This is a genomic window from Arthrobacter terrae, from assembly GCF_015708085.1.
Lineage (GTDB): Bacteria > Actinomycetota > Actinomycetes > Actinomycetales > Micrococcaceae > Arthrobacter_M > Arthrobacter_M terrae.
Map to the genome: position 1 here is coordinate 14,892 of NZ_JADNYM010000034.1, position 22,070 is coordinate 36,961.

The following is a 22,070-nucleotide window of genomic DNA, read 5'->3' on the forward strand; positions in this document are numbered from 1 at the left end:
GTTCAGCTTGCTGGCTTAGCCTCGGGCTTGAAATCCACGCCGGCTTCCTTGCGCTGCTGAGCGGTAATCGGAGCCGGGGCTGCCGTCAGGGGATCGTAGCCGCCGCCGGACTTCGGGAACGCAATGACGTCCCGGATCGAGTCCACTCCGGCCAGCAGCGACACCGCGCGGTCCCAGCCGATCGCAATTCCGCCATGTGGCGGTGCTCCGAATTTGAATCCGTCCAGCAGGAACCCGAACTTTTCCCGGGCTTCTTCGGCTGAAAGTCCCATGACCTCGAAAACCCGCTCCTGGATGTCACGGCGGTGAATACGGATTGATCCCCCGCCGATTTCGTTTCCATTACAGACGATGTCGTAGGCATAGGCCAAAGCGGCCTGCGGATCGGTATCGAAGGAATCCATGAACTCCGGCTTGGGAGAGGTGAAGGCATGGTGCACGGCCGTCCACGCACCGCCGGAGATCGCCACATCACCGGACGCTTCTGCCGTTGCCGCGGATTCGAACATCGGTGCATCCACGATCCAAACAAACGCCCAGTCTGCTGGATTAATCAGCCCGGTCCGGTGCCCGATTTCCACCCGTGCCGCGCCCAGCAGTGCCCGGGATGGCCCCACTTCTCCGGCGGCGAAGAAGATGCAGTCCCCGGGCTTTGCCCCCACGGCGTCCGCCAAACCGGCCCGCTCCAAATCGGTCAGGTTCTTAGCCACCGGACCGGTCAGTTCGCCGTCGTCCTTGAATAAAACGTAAGCCAAGCCCTTGGCGCCACGCTGTTTGGCCCATTCCTGCCACGCATCCAGCGTCCGGCGCGGCTGAGAGGCACCGCCGGGCATGACGACGGCGCCAACGTAGGGAGCCTTAAAGACACCGAAGTCGGTGTCTTTAAAGAACTCCGTCAGCTCGGTCAGCTCCAGGCCAAACCGCAGATCCGGCTTATCCGAACCGTACTTCTCCATCGCGTGCCAGTAAGTCATCCGCTGGATCGGCAATGGAATTTCGACATCAATCAGCTTCCAGAGCGCGGACACGATGCCCTCTCCCAGGGCAATGATGTCATCCTGGTCCACGAAACTGGCCTCAATATCCAGCTGGGTGAATTCCGGCTGCCGGTCCGCACGGAAGTCCTCGTCCCGGTAGCAGCGGGCAATCTGGTAATACTTTTCAAATCCGCCCACCTGCAGCAGTTGCTTGAACAGCTGCGGGGACTGCGGCAGTGCGTACCAGGATCCCGGAGCCAAGCGGGCCGGGACGACAAAGTCGCGGGCGCCCTCCGGCGTGGAACGGGTCAATGTAGGGGTTTCGATTTCGACGTAGCCCTGCTCGTGCAACAGGTTCCGGGCTACGCGGTTGGCTTCGCTGCGCAGGCGCAGGTTCCGCTGCATATTGGGCCGGCGCAGGTCCAGGTAGCGGTGCTTGAGCCTGGCTTCCTCGCCCACTTCGACGTGCTCGTCAATCTGGAACGGCAACGGCGCCGCCTCATTGAGCACCGTCACCGTATCCGCGATGACCTCTATTTCCCCGCTGGCGAGATTGGGATTCCCGTTGCCCTCCGGGCGCTGCTGCACGGTCCCGGTGATCTGCAGCACGTACTCATTGCGCAGCGCGTGGAAAACCTCTTCTTCACGCACCACGATCTGGGCAATTCCGGATTCATCACGCAGATCAAGGAACGCCACGCCACCATGATCCCGACGTCGGGCAACCCAACCGGAGAGGGTTACAGTTTGTCCGATGTGCTCGGCTCGTAAGGAGCCAAGGTCATGTGTGCGCAGCACAGCATTCCTTTCAATGGTTCGGCCGCGGAAATCCAACATGCAACTCTTCCGCAGACCAAGGGCAATTGCCGATGATAAGTAGGTTATGGCGAAGCGACACTCCGGCCCTCATCGAGTTTACCGTTGAATCCTGCGGTTTCCGCGTCGACCACCCGCGGCACCCTCTATTTCCCAAGTAGGTAGCAGCAACTGCAGCCAAATCGCGGAATGCGTGCCGCTGCTGCTACCCAGTTGGGATCAGGGGGCTCCAGGGGCGACGACGACGCTCGGCTGGAGGTCCTCGGCCGGCGGTGTCCAGCTGGCTGGGTCTGCGGCGCTTTGATCCCCGCTGCGGATGTCTTTGACCTGGTGGCTGCCGTCCTCGGCCGTAAACCAGACGAACGGTATGCCACGTCGGTCCGCATACTTGATCTGCTTGCCGAATTTCTCTGCTTTAGCCGCCACCTCTGTGGCAATTCCCCGGCCGCGCAGGGCCGCGGCGACGTCCTGGGCCTGCGGCCAGCTGTTATCGTCGGCCAGGGATATCAGAACCGCGGTGGGAACACTGCGGGAGGCAACCGCCAGCTGCTGCCCGACAATGCGCGAGACCAGGCGTGTGACACCGATGGACAGCCCGACGCCGGGAAAACTGCGGTTGCCCTTCGTGGCCAACGACTCATAGCGTCCGCCGGAGCAGATTGAGCCGAGATTTTCGTGCCCGACCAGTACCGTCTCGTAAACGGTTCCGGTGTAGTAATCCAGGCCGCGGGCAATGCTCAGATCCGCTACGACGGAACCGGGAGCACGGGAAGCCGCGGCGGAAACCACCTGCTCCAATTCGCTGAGCCCTTGTTCGAGCAGTTCATTGGTAACTCCCAGGGCGCGCACCTGCTCCACAAAGGTCGTATCCTCGGTCCGGATCGAGGCCAGCGCCAGCGCGGCGCGGGCCTGGCTGTCCGTAGCACCGAGCTCCGTCTTGAGCAGGTCCGCGACAGCCTCGGCGCCGATCTTATCCAGCTTGTCGATGCTGCGCAGCACCCCGGCGGTGTCCGCCAAACCGATTCCGCGGTAGAACCCCTCGGCCAGCCGCCGATTATTCACCCGCAGTTTAAAAGCCGGAATGGGCAGCGCGGACAGTGCCTCCACGATGACCAGCGCCAACTCAACGTCGTAGCGGAAGGGCAGCTCGCCGTCGGCCACGACATCTATGTCCGCCTGGGTAAACTCGCGGGACCGGCCATCCTGGGGCCGCTCGCCGCGCCAGACCTTCTGAATCTGGTAGCGCCGGAATGGGAACGCGAGGTAGCCGGCGTTTTCCACGACGTAGCGGGCAAACGGGACGGTCAGATCGAAGTGCAGGGCCAGCGCAGCATCTGCTTTCGCGTCGGACGTGGATTTCGCGTCGGCTCCGGCACCGGGCTCCTCCTCCTGCAGCCGGCTCAGCCGGTAGACCTCCTTGTCGATCTCGCCCTTGCGCAACAGCTGACCCACTGTTTCCACGGCCCGGGTTTCAATCGAGGAGAACCCGTGCAGTTCGAAGGTCCGCCGCAGGGTGTCCAGCACATGGAGCTCCACCAGCCGTTCCTGTGGCAGCCACTCGGGGAAACCGGACAGTGAGGCGTTGCGTGCCATGGGTAAAGCTCTCCTCTTCGAAACGGACGACGCCGGTCAATAACCGCCAAGCACAGCGGTTTATCAGGGTCTTTTAGGATTATTGCGACAGCTGGATGGGTACACTGTCTGCGGCAGCCATTTTATCCGGTTCAGCGGCGCCCCACCCAACCACGGGAAAAACCAGATTTCCAAGGAGAGCAGAACTGTGGCGAGCACCAACCGTGACGCGCGCGAGCAAAAACGCCGTATCACCAGCATGGAAGCCAAGCGGAGCCTCCGCGAGCAGCAGGCGAAACGCCGGAAGCGGGACAACGTCGCGGCAGCAGTGGCGATCGTCGCCGTCGTCGTGCTTGCCGTTGTCCTGCAGCTGACGGTATTCAGTCATAATCCGACGGCGGATCAGACCGCCGCCGTCGAGGCCCCGCTCGACTCCAGCGCGCCGCCGTCGGCAGCAGCATCGGCTTCTGCTGATGCGACCAGCTCGGCAGCTCCGACGAACTCCGCAGGAATTCCGCCCGCTTCTGCCGCTGCCGGGAAGACCTTCACCGGCACCCTAAGCCTCAACGGCGCACCAATCGGTATTGAAATCGATGGCACCAAGGCTCCCCAGGCCGCGGCGGTCTTCAAATCCCTTGCGGATGCAGACTTCTTCAAGGGTCTGTCCTGCCACCGGCTGACCGATGCCGATAATTTCGGCGTCCTGCAGTGCGGGTCCAAAGCCGGGGACGGTGCCGGTGACCCCGCTTATCAGTGGGGTCCGGTAGAAAACTCTCCAGCCGACGGCAAATACCCTGCCGGGACAATCGCGGTAGCCCGTGGCAGCAGCACCTACAGCAACGGGACGCAATTCTTCATCGTCTATAAGGACACCGTCCTGCCGCAGACCGACGGCGGCTACACGATCATGGGTAAGGTGACCTCGGGCCTGGACGTGGTGCAGAAAATAGCCGACGCGGGCATCACCGGCGGATCAACCGATGGGGCCCCTGTGACGCCCGTAACGATAGACTCGTTTACGCTCGAGTAAATTGAGCGGCAGTGGCATCCAGTAGTGCAAGATTATCCTCCAGCGAAAGATTTTTAGCGGTGACAGACAGTCAGCAATCCGACGACATGGCCAGGATCCACCCGGTGGATGAGACCGACCACACGGTAATGGAGGTTCCGGCAGTCGAGACTCCGGCAGTCGAGACTCCAGCAGCCGAAGTTCCGGCAGTCGAGACTCCAGCAGCCGAAGTTCCAGCACTCGAGACTCCAGTAGCCGAGACTCCAGCAGCCGAAGTTCCGGCACCGACCGCTGCCCAACGGCGGATTCCGTCTCCGGCGGCTTTCGCCGCGCGGCCACGCCCGGCAGCTCCTCTCCCCCGCGCCGAAGGGGCAGCCGCCGCGCCATCTCCAGCCGGTACGTCGCTGACCGGAACGTCCTTGGCGACGGCCGCCAAGTGGGGACGTGCCGAAGAAGACGGTCATGTCTATGTACTCATCGACGGTGAAGAACAGCCCGTTGGTCAGTTTCCCGGAGCCAGCACCGATGAGGCACTGTCCTACTTTGCCCGAAAATTCGACGACGTCGCCGCCGCCATTACGCTGCTGGAGCAGCGAGTCGAGGCGAAGGCACCTTCGGCCGACATGCACAAAACGGTCGGGCACTTGCGGGAGCAGTTGGCGGAACGGAATGCGGTGGGAGATATCCGCGGCGCCGAACAGCGTCTGGACTCCTTGGACCTGAGCATCAAAGCCCTGGAAGTGGCTGAACGCGCCGTGCACCAGGCCGCCCGCGCCGTGGAGCTCAAATCCCGGGAAGCCATCGTTGTCGAGGCCGAAGAGATCTCCGGTCAAGACCCGGACAGCATCCAGTGGAAGACCAGCAGCTCCCGGATGAATGAGCTGTTCGAATTGTGGAAGACCGCCCAAAAGAATGGGATGCGCCTTGGGCGCAATACCGAAGAAGCCCTGTGGAAGAGATTCCGCGCTGCCAGAACCGACTTCGACCGCCACCGCCGTGCATACTTCTCGGCACTGGACAGTAATAACTCTGCAGCCAAATCCGTCAAGGAGAACATCATCGCAGAGGCAGAGGCGCTGTCCAGTTCCACGGACTGGGGTTACGCCGCCGGTGAATACCGCCGTCTGATGGACCAGTGGAAGGCAGCTCCGCGGGCAAGCCGAAAGGACGACGACGCTCTTTGGGCTCGTTTCCGTGGCGCACAGGACAAGTTCTTTGCTGCCCGACAGAGCGTCAACGAAGAGCTGGATCAGGAATTCTCGGCAAATCTGGTGGTCAAGGAAGCGCTGATCGCCGAGGCGAAGTTGCTCCTTCCGATCCAAAGTCTGGCTGCTGCCAAGAAATCTCTGCAGTCCATTCGTGACCGCTGGGAAGCGGCCGGAAAGGTGCCCCGCGCGGATATGCAGCGCGTGGAGGCCGGTTTGCGTGTGGTGGAGGACGCCGTCCGCAAGGCCGAGGAGGACAACTGGCGCCGCACCGATCCTGAGGCCAAGGCCCGCACCAGCAGCGCCCTAAGCCAGCTCGAAGCCACCATTGCGGCACTACGCGACGATCTGGCGGCGGCCGAAGCTACTGGAGACCAGCGCAAGCTGACGAAGGCGCAGGAAGCTTTGGCCGCGCGTGAGTTGTGGCTGGAACAAATCCAGAAGGCCGCCGAAGACTTCGACTAAAGACCACCGGCGCCGGGATAAGACTCAGGGGGCCCGGCAAAAGGTCCGCGCAGGAAGATTTCCACACTTCCTGCGCGGCCCTTTTGTTTGCCGGCACCGCGCCGCAGACTGGGTAGATGCCTGCACCGAGCTCTACCCCGCCGTCCCAAAGTATGGGTACCGTTTTCTCTCCTGGCAGGCACTTCAGCCGTACCACTCTGCAGTCCATGTGCCTGGATTCCATCCTTGTACCGGTGTTCCGGGATTCGTATATTCCGGCCGGCACTGCCATTACGCCGGCCCTGCGCGGCAGGGCCATGGCACTGGCCACGCCCGCCAACCTCGCCGGTCGGGGAATCGCCGGCAGACTGAGTGCGGCCTGGATCTACGGTTGCTCGGGCCCCGGAGCTGTCATTTCCCTGCTGGTGGACAGCGGGCATCGGGCCGGAGCGCTGCTGCCCGGCAGCGGCTGCACTCTGCACGAGGTGAAGCTCAGCCGCTTTGATGTTGCCGTCGTCGGCAGCATGCCCGTCACGACGCCGCTGCGGACCGCCGTCGACCTGGCTGTCCATGTGCCCGCTGTTGACGCTTTGCCGGCGCTGCGGACGCTCGCCGCGGACCCGGCGCTGAATTGCCCGCTCGGTCTCATCCGCCAGGCCCTGCAGTCCTGCCACCGCGTGCCGCACAAGCAGGCGGCGCTGGCGCTGATCCAGTCGCTGCTGGAGGAGCGGAGCGGTTCTGCCGGCTGAACCGGGCCGATCAGACCCGGCGTTGGGATCCGGTAGTGCGGTAGACGTCGAAGACGCCGTCGATGCGCCGCACTGCGCTGAGCACGTGGTGCAGGTACTTTGGATCCCCCATTTCGAAGGCGAACCGGGAAATGGCGACCCTGTCGCTGGAGGTGTGGACGCTGGCGGCGAGGATATTAACATGGTTCTCGGAGAGAATTCTGGTCACGTCCGAGAGCAGGCTCTTGCGGTCCAGAGCCTCGACCTGAATTTCCACGAGGAAGACGCTGGATTGCGTGGGTGCCCATTCCACGTCCACCAGCCGTTCGGGTTCATTCTTCAGATGCGCCAGATTGCGGCAGTCCGACCGGTGCACCGAAATACCCGAGCCCTTTGTGACAAACCCGGCGATCGTATCCGGCGGCACCGGCGTACAGCACCGCGCCAGCTTCACCAGCACGTCACCCATCCCGTGGACGATGACGCCGGAGTCCGAGTAGCGCGGCCGGCTCGGCACGCCTGGAGCGGCGATTTCGGCGACTTCGTCCTCGGCGACGTCGTGGCCGCCGAGGGACTCGACGACCTTTTCGACGACGGACTGGGCGGAGGTGTGGCCATCACCGACCGCGGCGTACAGTCCGGTAATGTCCACATACCGGAAATCCCGGGCCACTGACAGCAGCGCATCATGGCTCATCAGGCGCTGCAGCGGAAGGTTCTGTTTGCGCATGGCACGGGTGAGGAGCTCTTTGCCCTTTTCAACGGCCTCTTCACGGCGTTCTTTGCTGAACCATTGGCGGATCTTGTTCCGGGCCCGCGGACTCTTGACGAAGTTCTGCCAATCCTGGCTCGGGCCGGCTCCCTCAGCCTTGGAGGTAAAGATCTCCACCCAGTCGCCGTGGTTCAGTTCGCTATTGAGCGGAATCAGCTTGCCGTTGACCCGGGCACCGATGGTGCGATGACCCACTTCAGTGTGCACGGCGTAGGCGAAGTCCACCGGCGTGGACCCTGCCGGCAGCGCCATGACCTCACCCTTGGGAGTAAAAACAAAAACTTCCCGGGCATTCATTTCAAACCGCAGCGAATCCAGGAATTCACCCGGGTCACGGGTTTCCTGCTGCCAATCCACCAGCGTCCGCAGCCAGTTCATGTCATCGCCGTTCACGCTCGCGGCGGGGCCGCCCTTGGGCTGGTTCTTGTACTTCCAGTGGGCCGCGACGCCGTATTCCGCGCGCTGATGCATGTCCACGGTCCGTATTTGGATCTCCACGGGCTTACCGTCCGGGCCGATCACAGTGGTATGCAGGGACTGATACATATTGAATTTGGGCATCGCAATGTAGTCTTTGAACCGGCCGGGCAGTGGGCTCCAGCGTGAATGCATCTGCCCCAGCGCGGCATAGCAGTCCTTCACCGAGTCGACCAGGATCCGCACGCCCATCAGGTCGTTGATATCGTCAAAGTCCTTGTCGCGGACAATCATCTTTTGGTAAATGGAGTAGTAGTGCTTGGGCCGGCCGGTAACCGTGGCATGGATCTTGGCCGTGCGCAGATCCTCGGTGATCTGGTTGCGGATGACCGCCAGGGACTTTTCGCGCTCCGGGGTTCTATCCCCCACCATCCGCACAATCTCGTCGTAGACCTTCGGATACAGTGCGGCGAAGGAAAGGTCTTCGAGCTCCCATTTGATCGTATTCATGCCCAGCCGATGGGCCAACGGGGCAAAGATTTCCAGCGTCTCCCTGGCCTTGCGGCCGGAGGACTCGGCGGAGACGAACCGCCAGGTCCGCGCGTTGTGCAGGCGATCCGCGAGCTTGATCACCAAAACCCGGATGTCCTTGGCCATCGCAACGACCATCTTGCGCACCGTTTCCGCCTGGGCGGCCTCACCAAAGGTGACCTTATCCAGCTTGGTGACACCGTCCACCAGCATGGCGACCTCGTCACCGAATTCCGCACGCAGCTGATCGAGTGTGTAGGGGGTGTCCTCCACTGTGTCGTGCAGCAGGGCCGCGGCAAGGGTACTGCCGGACATGCCCAGCTCACCCAAAATGGTGGCGACGGCCACCGGGTGCGTAATATACGGGTCCCCACTCTTGCGCTTCTGTCCCTGGTGGCTTCGCTCGGCAACCACGAAGGCACGCTGGATCAGGTCAAAATCCTCTTTCGGATTATTAGCCCGAACCGTGCGCAGCAGCGGTTCCAGGATCGGCGAATAACCGCTGTTCCCCCGCCCGGTCAAACGTGCTAAACGTGCACGGGTGCGCTCCCGCCGGCCAGGAAACGTCGGGCGCAATTCCGTCGGGCTTTGACCAGCCTGCTGGACTGCCACGTCCACCGGGGTTTCCGCCGACTGCTGCGGCTCCGGAGCAGCCGGTTCCACCACCTTGCCGGTCGCGCCGCCCTGCTCGTCCACTGCCGTGTCCCTCTCCGTGGGCCCAAACTCCTCGAGTCCTGCTCTTTACGCACCATGCCGTTTTATGCACCGTGCTTGTTACACACCGTACTCACTGAGCACCGCGCAGAAACGGATTTCTCCTATTCTAAACCCGTCTGCCAGGTGGCCCGGTGGTATCGCGGCACGGAGACATCGCGGCACGCAAACATCGCGGCACGCGGAAGGCTAAGCCGTGACCGCCGCGGAATCTTCGCGGTCGGTTTCGGCCGCTTTTTCCGCCGCGCGACGCTGGGTTACCCGCTTGGCCTGCTTTACCAGCGACGGCTCGTGCATCCGCAGCCACGCGTACATCGGAGCCGCGATGAAGACGGTGGAGAAGGTGCTGACAATAATGCCAATGAACAGCGAGAGCGACAGGTCCCGCAGAGTTCCCGCACCGAGCAGGAACGCACCGATAAACAGCACTGACGCCACCGGAAGGACGGCAACCATCATGGTGTTAATGGAGCGCACCAAGGTCTGGTTCACGGCTAGGTTGACTTCCTCGGCAAAGGTGCGCCGCGTGGAGCTTTCCACGTCTGCTGTGTTTTCCCGGATTTTGTCAAAGACCACCACGGTGTCATAAAGCGAGTAGCTCAGAATGGTCAGGAACCCGATAATGGCCGACGGCGTCACTTCGAAATCGCTGGCGGAGTACAGTCCCGCTGTGGTAAACATCACCACCAGCAGGCCGATAATGGCGGCCACAGACATCCGCCAGGTGCGGAAGTACAACGCCATCAGCAGAGTGGCCAGCAGCACGAAAACGATTAACCCGATCAAGGCTTGCTTGGTCACGTCCGCTCCCCAGGTCGGCCCGACGAACGTCGAGGTGACGTGATCCTCGTTGACACCGTAGGCCTTGATCAGCGCCGCTTTGACCTTGATGGTTTCATCATCGGTGAGCTTGTCCGTCTGGATCCGCATCGTGTTACCGGCAATATTGGCAACCCGCGGGACGGTGCCGGGAACAATGTCCGTCACGGCACGCTCGCCGACGCCCGCATCCGTGTGCTGCACATCCGAAACGGTGAATTCCGAGCCTCCGCGGAAGTCGATCCCGAGGTTGAATCCCCCGCGGATAATCGGCATCAGGATCGAAAGAATCACTACTACGGCAGCAATGCCGAACCAGATCTTGTGTTTGCCGACGAAGTTGTACGAGCGCTTGCCCGTGTAAAGCTCATTGCCGAAGGTGGCGAAACTGGTCATGACTTGTTCTCCTTGGCCGCATCCTGCGATCCTTTGGACGGGTCAGCCGAACCGGCGCCCCTGCTGCCGGCCATTTGTTCCTGCCGTGCGGCGAGCCTCCGCTCGGCGATGGTCTGCCGGCGCTCGGCCTCGGCCTGTGCACCGGAATTCTTACCCTTGGCCGCTGATGCAGAACCGGGCTTGGCGCCGCCCTTGACACCGAGTGTGACCTGCATTGGCTCACGGAACCGGCCCGCGCCACGGTACAGCGGAACCGCACCGAGACGCTTGGGATCCAGGCCGGAGAACCGGTGCCCTTCACCGAAGAACCGGGTACGCGCCAGCAGCTGAAGGGTGGGGTGGGTGAACATGAAGACGACAATCAGGTCCGCGATGGCTGTCAGGCCGAGCGTGAACGCAAAACCGCGCACGCTCCCGACCGCAACGAAATACAGTACGACGGCGGCGAGCAGGTTCACTGCCTTGGAGGCCAGTACGGTGCGCTTGGCACGCCGCCAGCCATTCTCCACCGCGGCAACCAAGCCGCGCCCGTCGCGGAGCTCATCACGAATACGCTCGAAGTAGACAATGAATGAATCTGCCGTCTGGCCAATCGCCACGATCAGGCCCGCGACGCCGGCCAGTGAGAGCCGATAGTTCTGTGTCCAGCCCAGAATGGCTATCGCAAGGTAGGTCAGGGCACCGGCAACCACCAGTGAGAAAATGGTCACGAAGCCCAGGGCCCGGTACTGGAACAGCGAGTAAACCACCACCAGCAGCAGACCGATTATGCCCGCCAACAGACCCATTTCAAGCTGCTGACCACCAAGGGTTGCAGAAATCTGTTGTTCGCTTTGGATATCGAAGCTGATCGGCAGGGCGCCGAACTTGAGCTTATCCGCCAAGGACTTTGCCGACGCTTCGGTGAAGTTGCCGGTGATGGAGGAGTTCCCGTCCGAGATAACGGCCTGCGAGACGGGCGCAGAAATGACCCGCCCGTCGAGCACGATCGCGAACTGCGCCCGCGGGTCTTGTGGGTTTGCCTGCAGGAAACCGTTCAGCCGGGAGGTCACTTCGCGGAACTTGGTGGCGCCGTCGCTATTGAACTTCAGGTTCACCGACCACTGATTGGTGGTGGCGCCCTGTGCACCCTGCTGGAGGCCGTAGTTCGCATCGCTAATGTCCTTACCCGGGACCTCCACCGGACCGAGAATGTACTTCGCTCCTGAAGCCAGATCACAGGAAACGACGGGCTTCGCCGGGTCTGCATTGGTGGGCGGTTCCGTGACCGGTGGGACACAACTGGTGGTTTCGAAGGTCTTGTACAAAGCTGCGTCGACCCAGTTCTGGTCGCTGGCATTCGTCGGGGCAGCCGTCGGGACCGGCAGCTTATCCGGGGGCAGCATCTGGTCTGCCGGAGTGGCAGCTCCCTGACCGATCGTGATCACCGGCCGGAAGGACATGTCCGCCGAGGCTTTGATCAGCTCGCGGGTCTCCGCCGACGGCGTCCCCGGCAGGCTGACAATCACGTTGCGTCCGGACTGGGTACTGATTTCGGCTTCCGAAACGCCGGTTCCGTCCACGCGCTGTCGGATGATCGACACGGCCTGGTTCAGCTGATCGTCGTTAATCGACTGGCCGCCCTGAACCTTGGGCGTCAGAATCATCTGCGTCCCGCCCTCGAGGTCAAGGGCGAGCTTGGGCGCCCAGCTGGCCTGGCCCCAGATGGAGCCACCCCCGAGCAGCATGGCGAGTGCAATAAAAATAATCCCAAGCCACAGCAGTGTCCTGCGGGCCATCGATGTAGGACGAATACGTGCCATCAGCGGATCTTTCTCTTCGTCACTGGCTCCGGACGCAACGCGGCCGCTCCAGCCCTACGGGCCGGAGCGGCAACTGCGCCGTAGTTCCCGCGGGAACTTCTCGCCTGGATGAGACTAGTTGTCGTTTTTGTGGTCTTTGTTCAGGCGCAGGATCGTCTCGTCAGCGCTCTCGTTGACTTCGGCTGACCCGTTATCGCCATAGGCCCGGGGGTGCGGATCAGTCTGTCCGTCCGCCGGCACCCCCATCAGGGATGATGCGTCGTCAGGAACCGCTGAGTCAGGCCCGTCAGGGGCGGTGATCTTCGTGATGGTCTGGCGGTGAACCGTTGCGGTATTGCCAGGGGAGAGTTCAAGGACAACCTTGTTCTCAGCCTCTTCAATCGAGAGCACGGTGCCGAACAGGCCGAAGTTTGTCATCACGGACACGCCCGTGGCCAGCTTTGCCTGCTGCTCCTGCTGTGCCGCCTTTGCTTTTCTCTGACGACGGAACATCATCAGGATGACAACGGCAAAAAGCGCGAAAAGGATCAGTGTCATGGGGTCAAAGCCGCCCGCCTGTGGTTGGTCTGCGGCCAGAATGCTTGTGAACACAGCTGAGGTCCGTTCGTTTAAGTCAATGGGTTCCGGCATAGTCGAATAACGTGCCGGAAGTCATACCAGTCTAAACCGTTTTTCCAAGCACTGCTTCATGGGCAGTCCAGACGATGCGCAAACTGCGGATCCGGCGCCTCTCCAACAGTGAATTCAGCTGGCGAAATCACCGGCGGGGAAATCTTCAGCACCGTTATCCTCTTCGAGCGGCAGCAGTGGCTGCAGCGCCGCTCCCACGGCCCCCGGCGGCATCTGAAGACCCAAATGCGTCCATGCAGGTGCCATCGCGATCCGCCCACGGGGAGTCCGTCCAAGCAGCCCTTCCCGGACCAGGAACGGCTCGGCAACCGTTTCCACCGTTTCCGGTTCTTCCCCCACTGCAATGGCCAGGGTTGAGAGCCCCACCGGACCGCCATTAAATTTGGTAATCAGAGCGTGCAATACCGAGCGGTCCAATCTATCCAAACCACGGGCATCTACCTCATACATATCCAGCGCGGCCGATGCCGTGCGTGCGTCAATACTGGACACCGCATGGACCAAGGCCCAATCCCTGACCCGGCGCAGCAGCCGGTTCGCAATCCTCGGCGTGCCGCGGGATCGGCCGGCAATTTCCGCAAAACCAGCGCTGGTCAGGGACAGATCGAGAAGCCCGGCCGATCGGCGCAGCACCAGTTCCAGTTCCGCGACCGAGTAAAACTCCAGGTGACCGGTAAAACCAAACCTGTCCCGCAGCGGCCCCGGCAGCAGCCCGGCCCGCGTCGTCGCGCCAACCAAGGTAAAGGACGGCAGTTCCAGCGGGATAGCCGTGGCGCCGGCCCCCTTGCCCACCACAATGTCCACCCGGAAATCCTCCATGGCCATATAGAGCATTTCCTCCGCGGGCCTGGACATACGGTGAATCTCATCCAGGAACAGGACCTCGCCTTCGGAGAGCGAGGACAAAATTGCCGCCAGGTCGCCCGCATGCTGGATGGCAGGCCCTGAGCTGATCCGCAAGGGAGCATTCATCTCCGCGGCAATAATCATGGCCAACGTGGTTTTACCCAGCCCCGGCGGCCCGGACATGAGGACATGGTCGGCGCTGCGCCCCCGCAGGCGGGAAGCTTCCAACACCAGCGAGAGCTGCTTGCGGACGCGCTGTTGGCCGACAAAATCGTGCAGATTCTTTGGTCGCAGCGCCGCTTCAATGGCTCTCTCCTCCGGCTCGCCAGACAGCGGCGGCGCCGCTTCCGCGGAGACCACCGAGCGGGCGGCCTGCGCCCCGGGCACCTGCTCAGCCACCGGCTCCCGCTGCGCCACCGGCTCCCGCTCAACCACGGGCTCCCGCCCTCCCCGCAGAAGGTACGCGGGCTACGTCTTGGCCAAGCCAGCGCAGGGTGGCCCGCAGAATCGCTGCTACATTGGCGTTTTCCAGCAGGACCGGCTCGTCTGCGGTCGCCTTATCGATGCTCATTGCAGCGTCCTTCTCGGACCAGCCCAGCCCGGTCATCGCGGCGATCACCTGCGGCTTCCAGGCGGCGGGGCCGGCAGCACCGGCTGCGGTCGAGCCGCTGGCGCCCGTGCCTTCGGGGAGCAGCTTTCCGGTCAGTTCCAGGACAATCCGGCCGGCAACCTTGGGGCCGATCCCGGGGACCTTGGTGAACGTCTTGCCATCTGCACCGGCCACCGCCACCCGGATAGTTTCCGGCTCGTGCACCGCCAGCACAGCCAACGCCAGGCGCGGACCTATTCCGCTGACGCTGAGCAGAACGTCGAAAACCTCACGTTCGCTGCTATTGGCAAATCCGTAGAGCGTCATCGAATCCTCACGGACAATCATCGAGGTGACCAGCGTGGCCTCCTGGCCCGTCCGCAAACCGCCTAGGGTCTTGGGTGCGGCATGGACCAACATGCCGATTCCGTGTACATCAATAACGGCGGACGAGAGACCGATCTGCGCCACGGGGCCGCGAACAAAGCTGATCATAGGGAAAGTCTCCGGGTAGTAACGGTCTGCAGGTAGAACATATCTACGAACAGCCTAGCGAAGTCCACGGACATCGCGGGAACGCCACGCTCAACGCCAGCCGTGAGAGGTCTTCTCTTTATTCTTTTTCGCCTTAGCCTCGGCCTCGCGCCATAGCTTTTGCGCCGCCGTCGAGCCCGCAGCGCCGGTCGTGCCCGCAGCGCCGGTTGCGCCCGGACCGGCAATCGCCGGCCCCGCCCGCCACGCATGCGTGATTGCCAGGGCCAAAGCGTCGGCCGCGTCAGCGGGAGTAGGGGCGCAGTCAAGGCGCAGGATTTTCGTCACCATCGTGGTCACGGCGGTCTTGTCTGCGCGGCCGCTGCCGGTGACCGCGGCCTTCACCTCCGACGGCGTATGCAAAGCTACCGGAATGCCTCGGCGCGCCGCGGCCGCAATCACCACTCCGGAAGCCTGCGCCACGCCCATGACCGTACTGACGTTGAGCTGGGAGAACACGCGTTCAACGGCAAGTACATCCGGTTGGTAGTCGCTGAGCCATTTGTCGATCGAGTCAGCAATGACAAGCAGACGTGCATCGAGGCTTTTCTCCGGGGTGCTGCCCACCACGCCAAAGGCGACCAGCGTGGCTGTCCGGTTCACAGCGACGTCAACAACGCCCAGTCCGCACCGGGTCAGGCCCGGATCAACGCCTAGAACGCGCAGCGTCAGTCCTCCTCCAACTCGGCCATGACCTCGGCGCTGACATCGGCGTTCGAGTAGATGTTCTGCACGTCGTCCAGATCCTCTAACGCATCGTAGAGCTTCATGAATTTACGGGCATGCTCCACATCCAGCTCCACCTGCATGGAAGGCACAAAGGCTGCATCATCAGTGTCGTAGTCAATGCCTGCCTCGGTCAGGGCCGCGCGGACGGCCGGCAAGTCCTGCGGCTCCGAGATGATTTCAAAGTTTTCACCGTCATCCTTGACTTCTTCCGCACCGGCGTCCAGGACGGCCAGCAGAACATCATCCTCTAAGAGATCCTTCTTGGGCAGCGAGACCACGCCTTTGCGGGCAAACATGTACGCCACGGAGCCCGGATCGCCCATGTTTCCGCCGTTGCGTCCCACCACCAGGCGAACCTCAGAGGCAGCGCGGTTCTTATTGTCCGTCAGACACTCGATCAGAATGGCCGTGCCCTGCGGACCGTAGCCCTCATACATGATGGTCTGATAGTCCACGGCGTCGCCAAGCTGGCCGGAACCACGCTTAATGGCTCGGTCAATGTTGTCCGCCGGGACGGACGTCTTTTTGGCCTTGGAAACGGCAAGTTCCAGCGACGGATTGCCTACCAGGTCCGCCCCGCCAATCCGGGCGGCGACCTCGATGTTCTTGATCAGTTTGGCAAAAGACTTTGCACGGCGGCCGTCAATGACAGCTTTTTTGTGCTTGGTCGTGGCCCATTTGGAGTGCCCTGACATGCTTTACGCTTCTCCTCTAATCATGCGGATGAACAGCTCATGGATGCGGCGCTCCCCCGTCACCTCCGGATGGAAGGAGGTGGCAAGCAGATGCCGCGACCGCACTGCCACCGCTCTGGTATTACCTTCGATTCTAGCGGTCCGGGTGTTTTCCGGCTGCCCGGAGCCGTTATCCGGCGCAGCTGCGGCCGCGGGAAGCTGCACGGAGGCGAGCACCTCCACCGAGGCTCCCACGCGTTCCACCCACGGCGCGCGGATGAAAACCGCGTGTACCGGGACGCTGGACCGGGCATGGTTCGAGGCCTTGGCTTCAACCGGTGCCGCATTGGCCAGGGCTGCAGGAGACAAGGCCCGATCATTGAGGACCGCAGTAGACAAGACCGCATCGTTGAGGACCGCGAAATCAAGATCCGTTTCGAAGGACTCACGCTGGCGGCCAAAGGCATTGCGCCGCACGGTAATGTCCAGCCCGCCCAAGGTCTGCTGCGCATTGCCATCCCGGTCCGTAGCCGGATCGGCAATCTCATCGGCCAGCAGAATCATCCCCGCACAGCTGCCGTACACCGGCATTCCGGCGGAGATCCGCTCTTTCAGCGGCCCGGCAAGGGAAAAGATGCGTGTCAGCTTATCGATCGTGGTGGACTCTCCCCCGGGCAGAATCAGCGCGTCGACGTCGGCCAGCTCGGCGGCGCGCCGCACACTCACGGCGCGCGCCCCACAGGCCTCGATGGCGCGCGCATGTTCCCGGACGTCCCCCTGCAGCGCCAGGATGCCGACGGTCAGCGGACGGTGGATGGGTCTTTCAATAGTCACCAAAACATCATAATGGTCACCTTTAACGGCATGGGTCCCGTGGGCGGCGTGCGGGACAGCCGACAGGACGGCGGCACGGGCCCCGCGGCATGGCGTATCCGGACGGACCGCGCCGTCCGCTGCCGGGCCTGAAGGGATGGAGCCGGCCGAGACAGTAGCATTGACCGAGGACTGACGTACTAAAGATGAGGTTTAGAAGTATGTGCGGAATCGCCGGTTACTACGGTTTTGGGGAAGACGAAGCTCTTCTGCGGGAGATGAACTCGTGCATAGTGCACCGCGGTCCCGACGGCGAGGGCTATTACACCCACGGCCAGGTGGGTCTGGCACACCGACGGCTGTCCATCATCGATGTGGCCCACGGCCAGGAGCCGATGTTCAGCCAGGACGGTCAAACCGTACTGGTGTATAACGGCGAAGTCTATAACTACCTTGACCTCCGGGATGAGCTCGTTGCCCTGGGCCGGACGTTCCGCACCGTCTCCGACACCGAGGTAGTGCTGCAGGCCTACGAGGAGTGGGGGGATGCTGCTTTTGACCGTTTCAACGGCATGTTTGGCTTTGCTATCCATGACCGCAGGAACAACCGCCTGGTCCTGGCCCGGGACCACTTCGGCATCAAACCACTTTATTACGCCAATGCCGGCACAGCCGAGGACCCCAAGCTGCTGTTCGGTTCAGAAATCAAACCGCTGCTGGCCGCCGGCAAGCTGGACACCTCCCCCAACGAGCGGATCCTGTTCCGGTACCTGCAGTTCCGCATCCATGATGAGGAAGCACAGACCTTTTTCTCCGGCGTCTATAAGCTCATGCCCGGAGAAAAACTGGTCGTCGACACCAGCCCGGGTGCGACCAGTGGATTCACCGTCAGTCCATACACCCGGTTCAAGGAAGAACTCGCAGAGCTGGCCAAAATCGAGACCCCCTACAGCCCGGCAGTCATCGATGAATACCGTCGCCGTTTCACCGAGGGTGTCCGGCTTCGGCTGCAGTCCGAGGTCCCCGTCGGCACCGCACTCTCCGGCGGACTGGACTCCTCCGCCGTCGTGGTGACCATCAATAAACTCATGCAGGAAAACGCAGCCGCCACCGATTCCCTTGGCGCCACGCAGCAGACCTTTTCAGCGATCTTCCCGAACTCAATCAATGACGAGGAAAAGTACGCCGACGCCGTCCTGGCCACCTGCACCGGGAACGTCACCAGCCATAAGATCCTGCCCAAGGCCGAGGAATTCGCCGTGGATCTTGAAGACTTCGTCCGGACGATGGAAGAGCCGATCATCTCCTCCGGTCCTTACGCTCAGTACCGCGTCATGCAGGAAGCATCAAAACACGTCACAGTACTGCTGGACGGTCAGGGTGCCGACGAGATGATGGCCGGCTATATCCCCTACTACTTCGCCTATCTTCGCCAGCTGAAGAAGAACGGTCAGCGGGCCAAACTGGCCAAGGAGCTGGCCTCCAGCGCAGACATTCTCTACCGTCTGGGGCGCTTCCGCCTCCGCGGCATGGTCACTGCGAAAAAGCCGCTGGCCATTTCTTCGCTGCTGAAGAAGGACTTTACGGCCGCGCACAAAAGCGAGAGATTCGCTAATATTGCGGACAATCTCAAGCTCCGCCTCATCGACGATCTGTTCCATAAGTCCCTTCCTGCCGTATTGCGCTACGAGGACAAGAACACGATGCGCTTCTCGATCGAGGGCCGCGTGCCGTTCCTGGACAAAGAGGTGGTGAAATTCCTCTTCAGTCTGGATGACGAGTCCATCATCAAGGGCGGCTGGAACAAGCGGATCCTGCGCGATGCCACCCGCGACTTACTGCCGGAGATGATCAGCAACCGCCGAAACAAAATCGGTTTCACCACACCGGAGGCGGAATGGTTCATTCTGATGAAGGAAAAGATCTATGAGATCTTCCTTTCCTCCTCGTTCGGCGCACGCCCTTACTGGGATCAGAACGCCGTGCTGTATGCCTTCGAGGAATACCTGACGGGCAAGTCCAGTGCGTCCACCATGGTCTTTTGGCGGCTGCTCAACACCGAGCTGTGGCTGCGTGAGTTCTTTGATGAGCCCGAAGTTAAGGCCGGCATCGCGGACAAGAGCGACTACGCACCGAACGCGGACAAGCAGTTGGATATTACGGTCCCCGCCGCGGGGAAAGGACTGAACGGCAAAGAGTCCGACGGCGGCACGTACCGCCGCTACCCGCTGCGCACCGAGGTCTTCTACAAGGACACGGACTTTGACCCGGCTGTCATGGGCTATGTCGACCGCTTTTTCACGGGACTGCCGCAGGCCGGAGACGAGCATACCGCTGTTACGTCGGGAACCCCCTGGTACCTCTTCGTCAGCGAGAAAATCGTCGCCATGACCCAAGGCCGCTCCATCCCCGTCTGGGACATCAAGGTCACGCCGGCGGCCCGCACCTTGAGCCGCTTTGTGACCCGCAATCCCGGCGGCATCGGGCTTGCCAGCCCCTGGTCCATGCAGCTCGCCATCGATGAGGTGGGCCTGCCCCGGCTGCTGTACGCTGCCGGCCGCAGCGTGATCGGTAAGCTGCAGGGCAAGTCCGGTGTCTTCTATGAAGTCGTTGGGCATAACATCAATGCCATTGACGGGGCAGCGGGCTACCAGGTGGGTACTTCCACCCATTCGGTCAAATATGCACCCCTTGATCCAGACGGTGTCGCGGCCAGGCTCAGTGCGCTGGTCAGGGAGCGCGTACCCGCAGGATTTGCCACCACCTTCGCGGGCACCGCAATTATGGATGCCAACGATCTGGGCGTAGTGGCGCTGGGGCACGACACGGCACTGTCCAAGACCGTCCTTGAAGCCATCTTCAAAGACAACCCGCAGGGCCAGACGACCGAAACCACGCCGATGTCCCTGGTCTTTAAGCGATAAGCACCAGCCGTCCCGGGTCCGGCGGGACGGCAAGTGTGAAAGAGTCGGACCATGACCGTAACTTCCCGGAATAATCCGTTCCTTTCCGTCAGCACGCTCCCTTATGGCCTCCCGGACTTCGCCAGCATCACCGATGAAGACTTTCTGCCGGCGTTCGAGGCAGGATTCAGCGGGCACCTCGCAGAGATCGCCGGCATTAGCTCCACTGCGGAGCCGGCAACGTTCGAGAACACCGTGCTGGCGATGGAACGCTCCGGACAGCTGCTCTCCCGTGTGGCCGCTGTCTTCTTCAATAACTCCTCCTCGGATGCCACCGCAGAGATCCAGGAGCTGGAAACGGTGGTCTCTCCGAAGTTCGCCGCGCACGCGGACAATATCTACCTCGATGCAAGCCTGTACCAGCGTTTTCTGCAGGTGGATACCGAAGGTCTCGACGACGAATCGGTGCGGCTGGTTGAGGAATACCGCAAGGCGTTCCGGCGCGCCGGCGCCGATCTGGCGCCGGCTGCGCAATCCAGGTCGCGGGAAATTAATGAGGAACTTTCGTCGTTGGGCACCGAGTTTTCGCACGGCGTCCTGAAGAACACCAATGATGCCGCCCTGCTGGTTCAGGACGCCGCTGAACTCGCGGGCCTGCCGGAGGAAGATATAGCCAGCGCCGCCGAGGCAGCGAAGACAGCAGGGCATGACAGCGGATACCTGCTCACTCTGATCCTGCCGACCGCTCAGCCCGCCCTGGAATTCCTCACGGACCGGGCAACCCGACGTCGGCTCTTCGAAGCATCGATTGGCCGCGGCGACGGCGTCGGCTCGGCCGACATCCTGCCCGTTGCCGCCAGAATGGCCGCCCTGCGGGCCGAACGAGCTGCCCTGCTCGGCTTTGATTCCCATGCCGCTTTCGTCACGGACGATGAGACAGCCCCGTCCCTGGACGCCGTGCAAACCATGCTGGCGCGGCTGGCACCGGCGGCGGTGGCAAATGCCCGCACGGAAGCGGATGTCCTGACGGGCCTGGCCGAGGCCGGGGGCCACAGCCTGGAACCATGGGACTGGGCCTTCTATTCCGCGCAGGTCCGACGCGATAAATACGACGTCGATCTAGCCTCCCTTCGACCGTACTTCGAATTCGAACGCGTCCTGCGGGACGGCGTTTTCGCTGCTGCGACCCGGCTGTACGGCATCACCTTCCAGGAGCGGCCGGACCTGCACGGCTACCATCCGGAAGTCCGCGTCTGGGAGGTCTTCAACGCCGATGGGTCCGGACTTGGATTGTTTCTGGGCGACTACTACACCCGGGACAGCAAAAACGGCGGTGCCTGGATGAACCCGCTGGTGGAGCAATCCGCTCTGCTCAATCTCCGCTCCGTGGTGGTGAATAATCTCAATATCTCCAAGCCCCCTGTGGGCGAACCAACCCTGCTGACCTACGACGAGGTGGTGACCTGCTTCCACGAATTCGGCCACGCCCTGCACGGTCTCTTCTCCGAAGTAACGTACCCGCGGTTCTCCGGCACCAATGTGCCTCGCGATTTTGTTGAGTACCCCTCCCAGGTCAACGAAATGTGGATCCTTTGGCCGGAAATCGTGCAGAACTATGCCCGTCACTACCAAAGTGACGAGCCCCTGCCGGCGCGGACAGTGGCGAAGCTCGAAGATGCCCGCCTCTGGGGTGAAGGGTTCGCGACCACTGAATATCTCGGCGCCGCACTGCTGGATCTCGCCTGGCACAGTCTGCCGCCGGGCTCGCACGTGGCCGATCCGCTGGGCTTTGAAGCACAGGCGCTCTCCGACGCCGGCGTATCCCTGCGCCTGGTTCCGCCGCGGTACCGGACCGGATATTTCAAACATATCTTTGCCGGTGGATATTCTGCCGGCTATTACGCCTACATTTGGAGCGAGGTCCTGGACGCGGACACGGTGGAGTGGTTCAAGTCCAACGGCGGTCTGACCCGCAGCAACGGCGACCACTTCCGTTCCACGCTCCTCGCCCGTGGTAACAGTGCCGATCCGCTGGAGTCCTTTCGGAACTTCCGCGGCAGGGATGCCGCACTGGCGCCCCTGTTGACCCGTCGCGGGCTTAGCTGACACGGGCTTTGGCTGACGCGGGCTTTGGCTGACGCGGCTCTGTCCTG

16 protein-coding genes are annotated in these 22,070 nt (G+C 62.2%); 5 read left to right on the forward strand and 11 right to left on the reverse strand.

Annotated elements, in window-relative coordinates:
* Positions 1-2: 2 nt before the first annotated feature.
* Together aspS and hisS are read right to left on the reverse strand one after the other, a co-directional pair.
* Positions 3-1,775: an aspartate--tRNA ligase gene (gene aspS, locus IV500_RS19780; RefSeq protein ID WP_196398535.1), complete on the reverse strand. Its 1,773-nt coding sequence runs from the start codon at positions 1,773-1,775 to the stop codon at positions 3-5.
* Positions 1,776-2,012: 237 nt separating this feature from the next.
* Complete coding sequence (gene hisS / locus IV500_RS19785) at positions 2,013-3,386, reverse strand: histidine--tRNA ligase (protein ID WP_196398536.1); 1,374 nt, start codon at positions 3,384-3,386, stop codon at positions 2,013-2,015.
* 187 nt (positions 3,387-3,573) lie between these two features.
* Between hisS and IV500_RS19790 the strand changes: the two genes are divergently transcribed.
* The 3 genes from IV500_RS19790 to IV500_RS19800 all read left to right on the forward strand — a co-directional run bounded on the left by IV500_RS19790 (position 3,574) and on the right by IV500_RS19800 (position 6,772).
* Complete coding sequence (locus IV500_RS19790; RefSeq protein WP_196398537.1) at positions 3,574-4,395, forward strand: peptidylprolyl isomerase; 822 nt, start codon at positions 3,574-3,576, stop codon at positions 4,393-4,395.
* Between the two features lie 59 nt (positions 4,396-4,454).
* Positions 4,455-6,044: a DUF349 domain-containing protein gene (locus tag IV500_RS19795; protein WP_376770233.1), complete on the forward strand. Its 1,590-nt coding sequence runs from the start codon at positions 4,455-4,457 to the stop codon at positions 6,042-6,044.
* A gap of 116 nt (positions 6,045-6,160) precedes the next feature.
* A complete protein-coding gene (locus tag IV500_RS19800) occupies positions 6,161-6,772 on the forward strand; it encodes a hypothetical protein (protein ID WP_196398538.1) in 612 nt (203 codons plus the stop codon).
* A gap of 10 nt (positions 6,773-6,782) precedes the next feature.
* Here IV500_RS19800 and IV500_RS19805 read toward each other — a convergent pair whose 3' ends face one another.
* The 9 genes from IV500_RS19805 to pdxT all read right to left on the reverse strand — a co-directional run bounded on the left by IV500_RS19805 (position 6,783) and on the right by pdxT (position 17,035).
* Positions 6,783-9,089 (reverse strand): RelA/SpoT family protein, encoded by a 2,307-nt coding sequence (locus tag IV500_RS19805; protein ID WP_376770235.1) that lies wholly within the window; start codon positions 9,087-9,089, stop codon positions 6,783-6,785.
* 285 nt (positions 9,090-9,374) lie between these two features.
* Positions 9,375-10,400: a protein translocase subunit SecF gene (secF, locus tag IV500_RS19810; RefSeq protein ID WP_196398539.1), complete on the reverse strand. Its 1,026-nt coding sequence runs from the start codon at positions 10,398-10,400 to the stop codon at positions 9,375-9,377.
* Positions 10,397-12,202, reverse strand: coding sequence for a protein translocase subunit SecD (secD, locus tag IV500_RS19815; protein ID WP_196398540.1), 1,806 nt, complete (start codon positions 12,200-12,202; stop codon positions 10,397-10,399). The genes secF and secD overlap by 4 nt, the downstream gene beginning before the upstream one ends.
* Positions 12,203-12,316: 114 nt before the next feature.
* Entirely contained in the window at positions 12,317-12,793 is a 477-nt protein-coding gene (gene yajC, locus IV500_RS19820; protein WP_312876000.1) for a preprotein translocase subunit YajC, read from the reverse strand.
* 153 nt (positions 12,794-12,946) lie between these two features.
* The gene (ruvB, locus tag IV500_RS19825) at positions 12,947-14,011 is read right to left on the reverse strand and encodes a Holliday junction branch migration DNA helicase RuvB (protein WP_230855245.1); all 1,065 of its coding nucleotides are present in this window, start codon (positions 14,009-14,011) and stop codon (positions 12,947-12,949) included.
* 94 nt (positions 14,012-14,105) lie between these two features.
* Positions 14,106-14,762: a Holliday junction branch migration protein RuvA gene (ruvA, locus tag IV500_RS19830; RefSeq protein ID WP_196398541.1), complete on the reverse strand. Its 657-nt coding sequence runs from the start codon at positions 14,760-14,762 to the stop codon at positions 14,106-14,108.
* A gap of 90 nt (positions 14,763-14,852) precedes the next feature.
* Positions 14,853-15,470, reverse strand: a complete 618-nt coding sequence (gene ruvC / locus IV500_RS19835) for a crossover junction endodeoxyribonuclease RuvC (protein ID WP_196398558.1) — start codon at positions 15,468-15,470, stop codon at positions 14,853-14,855.
* Entirely contained in the window at positions 15,467-16,222 is a 756-nt protein-coding gene (locus IV500_RS19840) for a YebC/PmpR family DNA-binding transcriptional regulator (protein ID WP_196398542.1), read from the reverse strand. Before IV500_RS19840 ends, ruvC begins: the two co-directional genes overlap by 4 nt.
* A gap of 3 nt (positions 16,223-16,225) precedes the next feature.
* Positions 16,226-17,035, reverse strand: coding sequence for a pyridoxal 5'-phosphate synthase glutaminase subunit PdxT (gene pdxT / locus IV500_RS19845; RefSeq protein WP_312876001.1), 810 nt, complete (start codon positions 17,033-17,035; stop codon positions 16,226-16,228).
* A gap of 200 nt (positions 17,036-17,235) precedes the next feature.
* On the opposite strand from pdxT, the gene asnB reads away from it, so the two are divergent.
* Entirely contained in the window at positions 17,236-19,938 is a 2,703-nt protein-coding gene (gene asnB, locus IV500_RS19850) for an asparagine synthase (glutamine-hydrolyzing) (RefSeq protein WP_196398543.1), read from the forward strand.
* A gap of 51 nt (positions 19,939-19,989) precedes the next feature.
* The gene (locus tag IV500_RS19855) at positions 19,990-22,023 is read left to right on the forward strand and encodes a M3 family metallopeptidase (protein ID WP_196398544.1); all 2,034 of its coding nucleotides are present in this window, start codon (positions 19,990-19,992) and stop codon (positions 22,021-22,023) included.
* Positions 22,024-22,070: the final 47 nt, after the last annotated feature.

Coding starts and splice junctions, on each gene's coding strand:
- asnB (WP_196398543.1), top strand. CDS start 17,236: ATGTGCGGAATCGCCGGTTACTACGGTTTTGGGGAAGACGAAGCTCTT.
- secD (WP_196398540.1), bottom strand. CDS start 12,202: ATGGCACGTATTCGTCCTACATCGATGGCCCGCAGGACACTGCTGTGG.
- secF (WP_196398539.1), bottom strand. CDS start 10,400: ATGACCAGTTTCGCCACCTTCGGCAATGAGCTTTACACGGGCAAGCGC.
- IV500_RS19800 (WP_196398538.1), top strand. CDS start 6,161: ATGCCTGCACCGAGCTCTACCCCGCCGTCCCAAAGTATGGGTACCGTT.
- hisS (WP_196398536.1), bottom strand. CDS start 3,386: ATGGCACGCAACGCCTCACTGTCCGGTTTCCCCGAGTGGCTGCCACAG.
- IV500_RS19855 (WP_196398544.1), top strand. CDS start 19,990: ATGACCGTAACTTCCCGGAATAATCCGTTCCTTTCCGTCAGCACGCTC.
- IV500_RS19840 (WP_196398542.1), bottom strand. CDS start 16,222: ATGTCAGGGCACTCCAAATGGGCCACGACCAAGCACAAAAAAGCTGTC.
- ruvA (WP_196398541.1), bottom strand. CDS start 14,762: ATGATCAGCTTTGTTCGCGGCCCCGTGGCGCAGATCGGTCTCTCGTCC.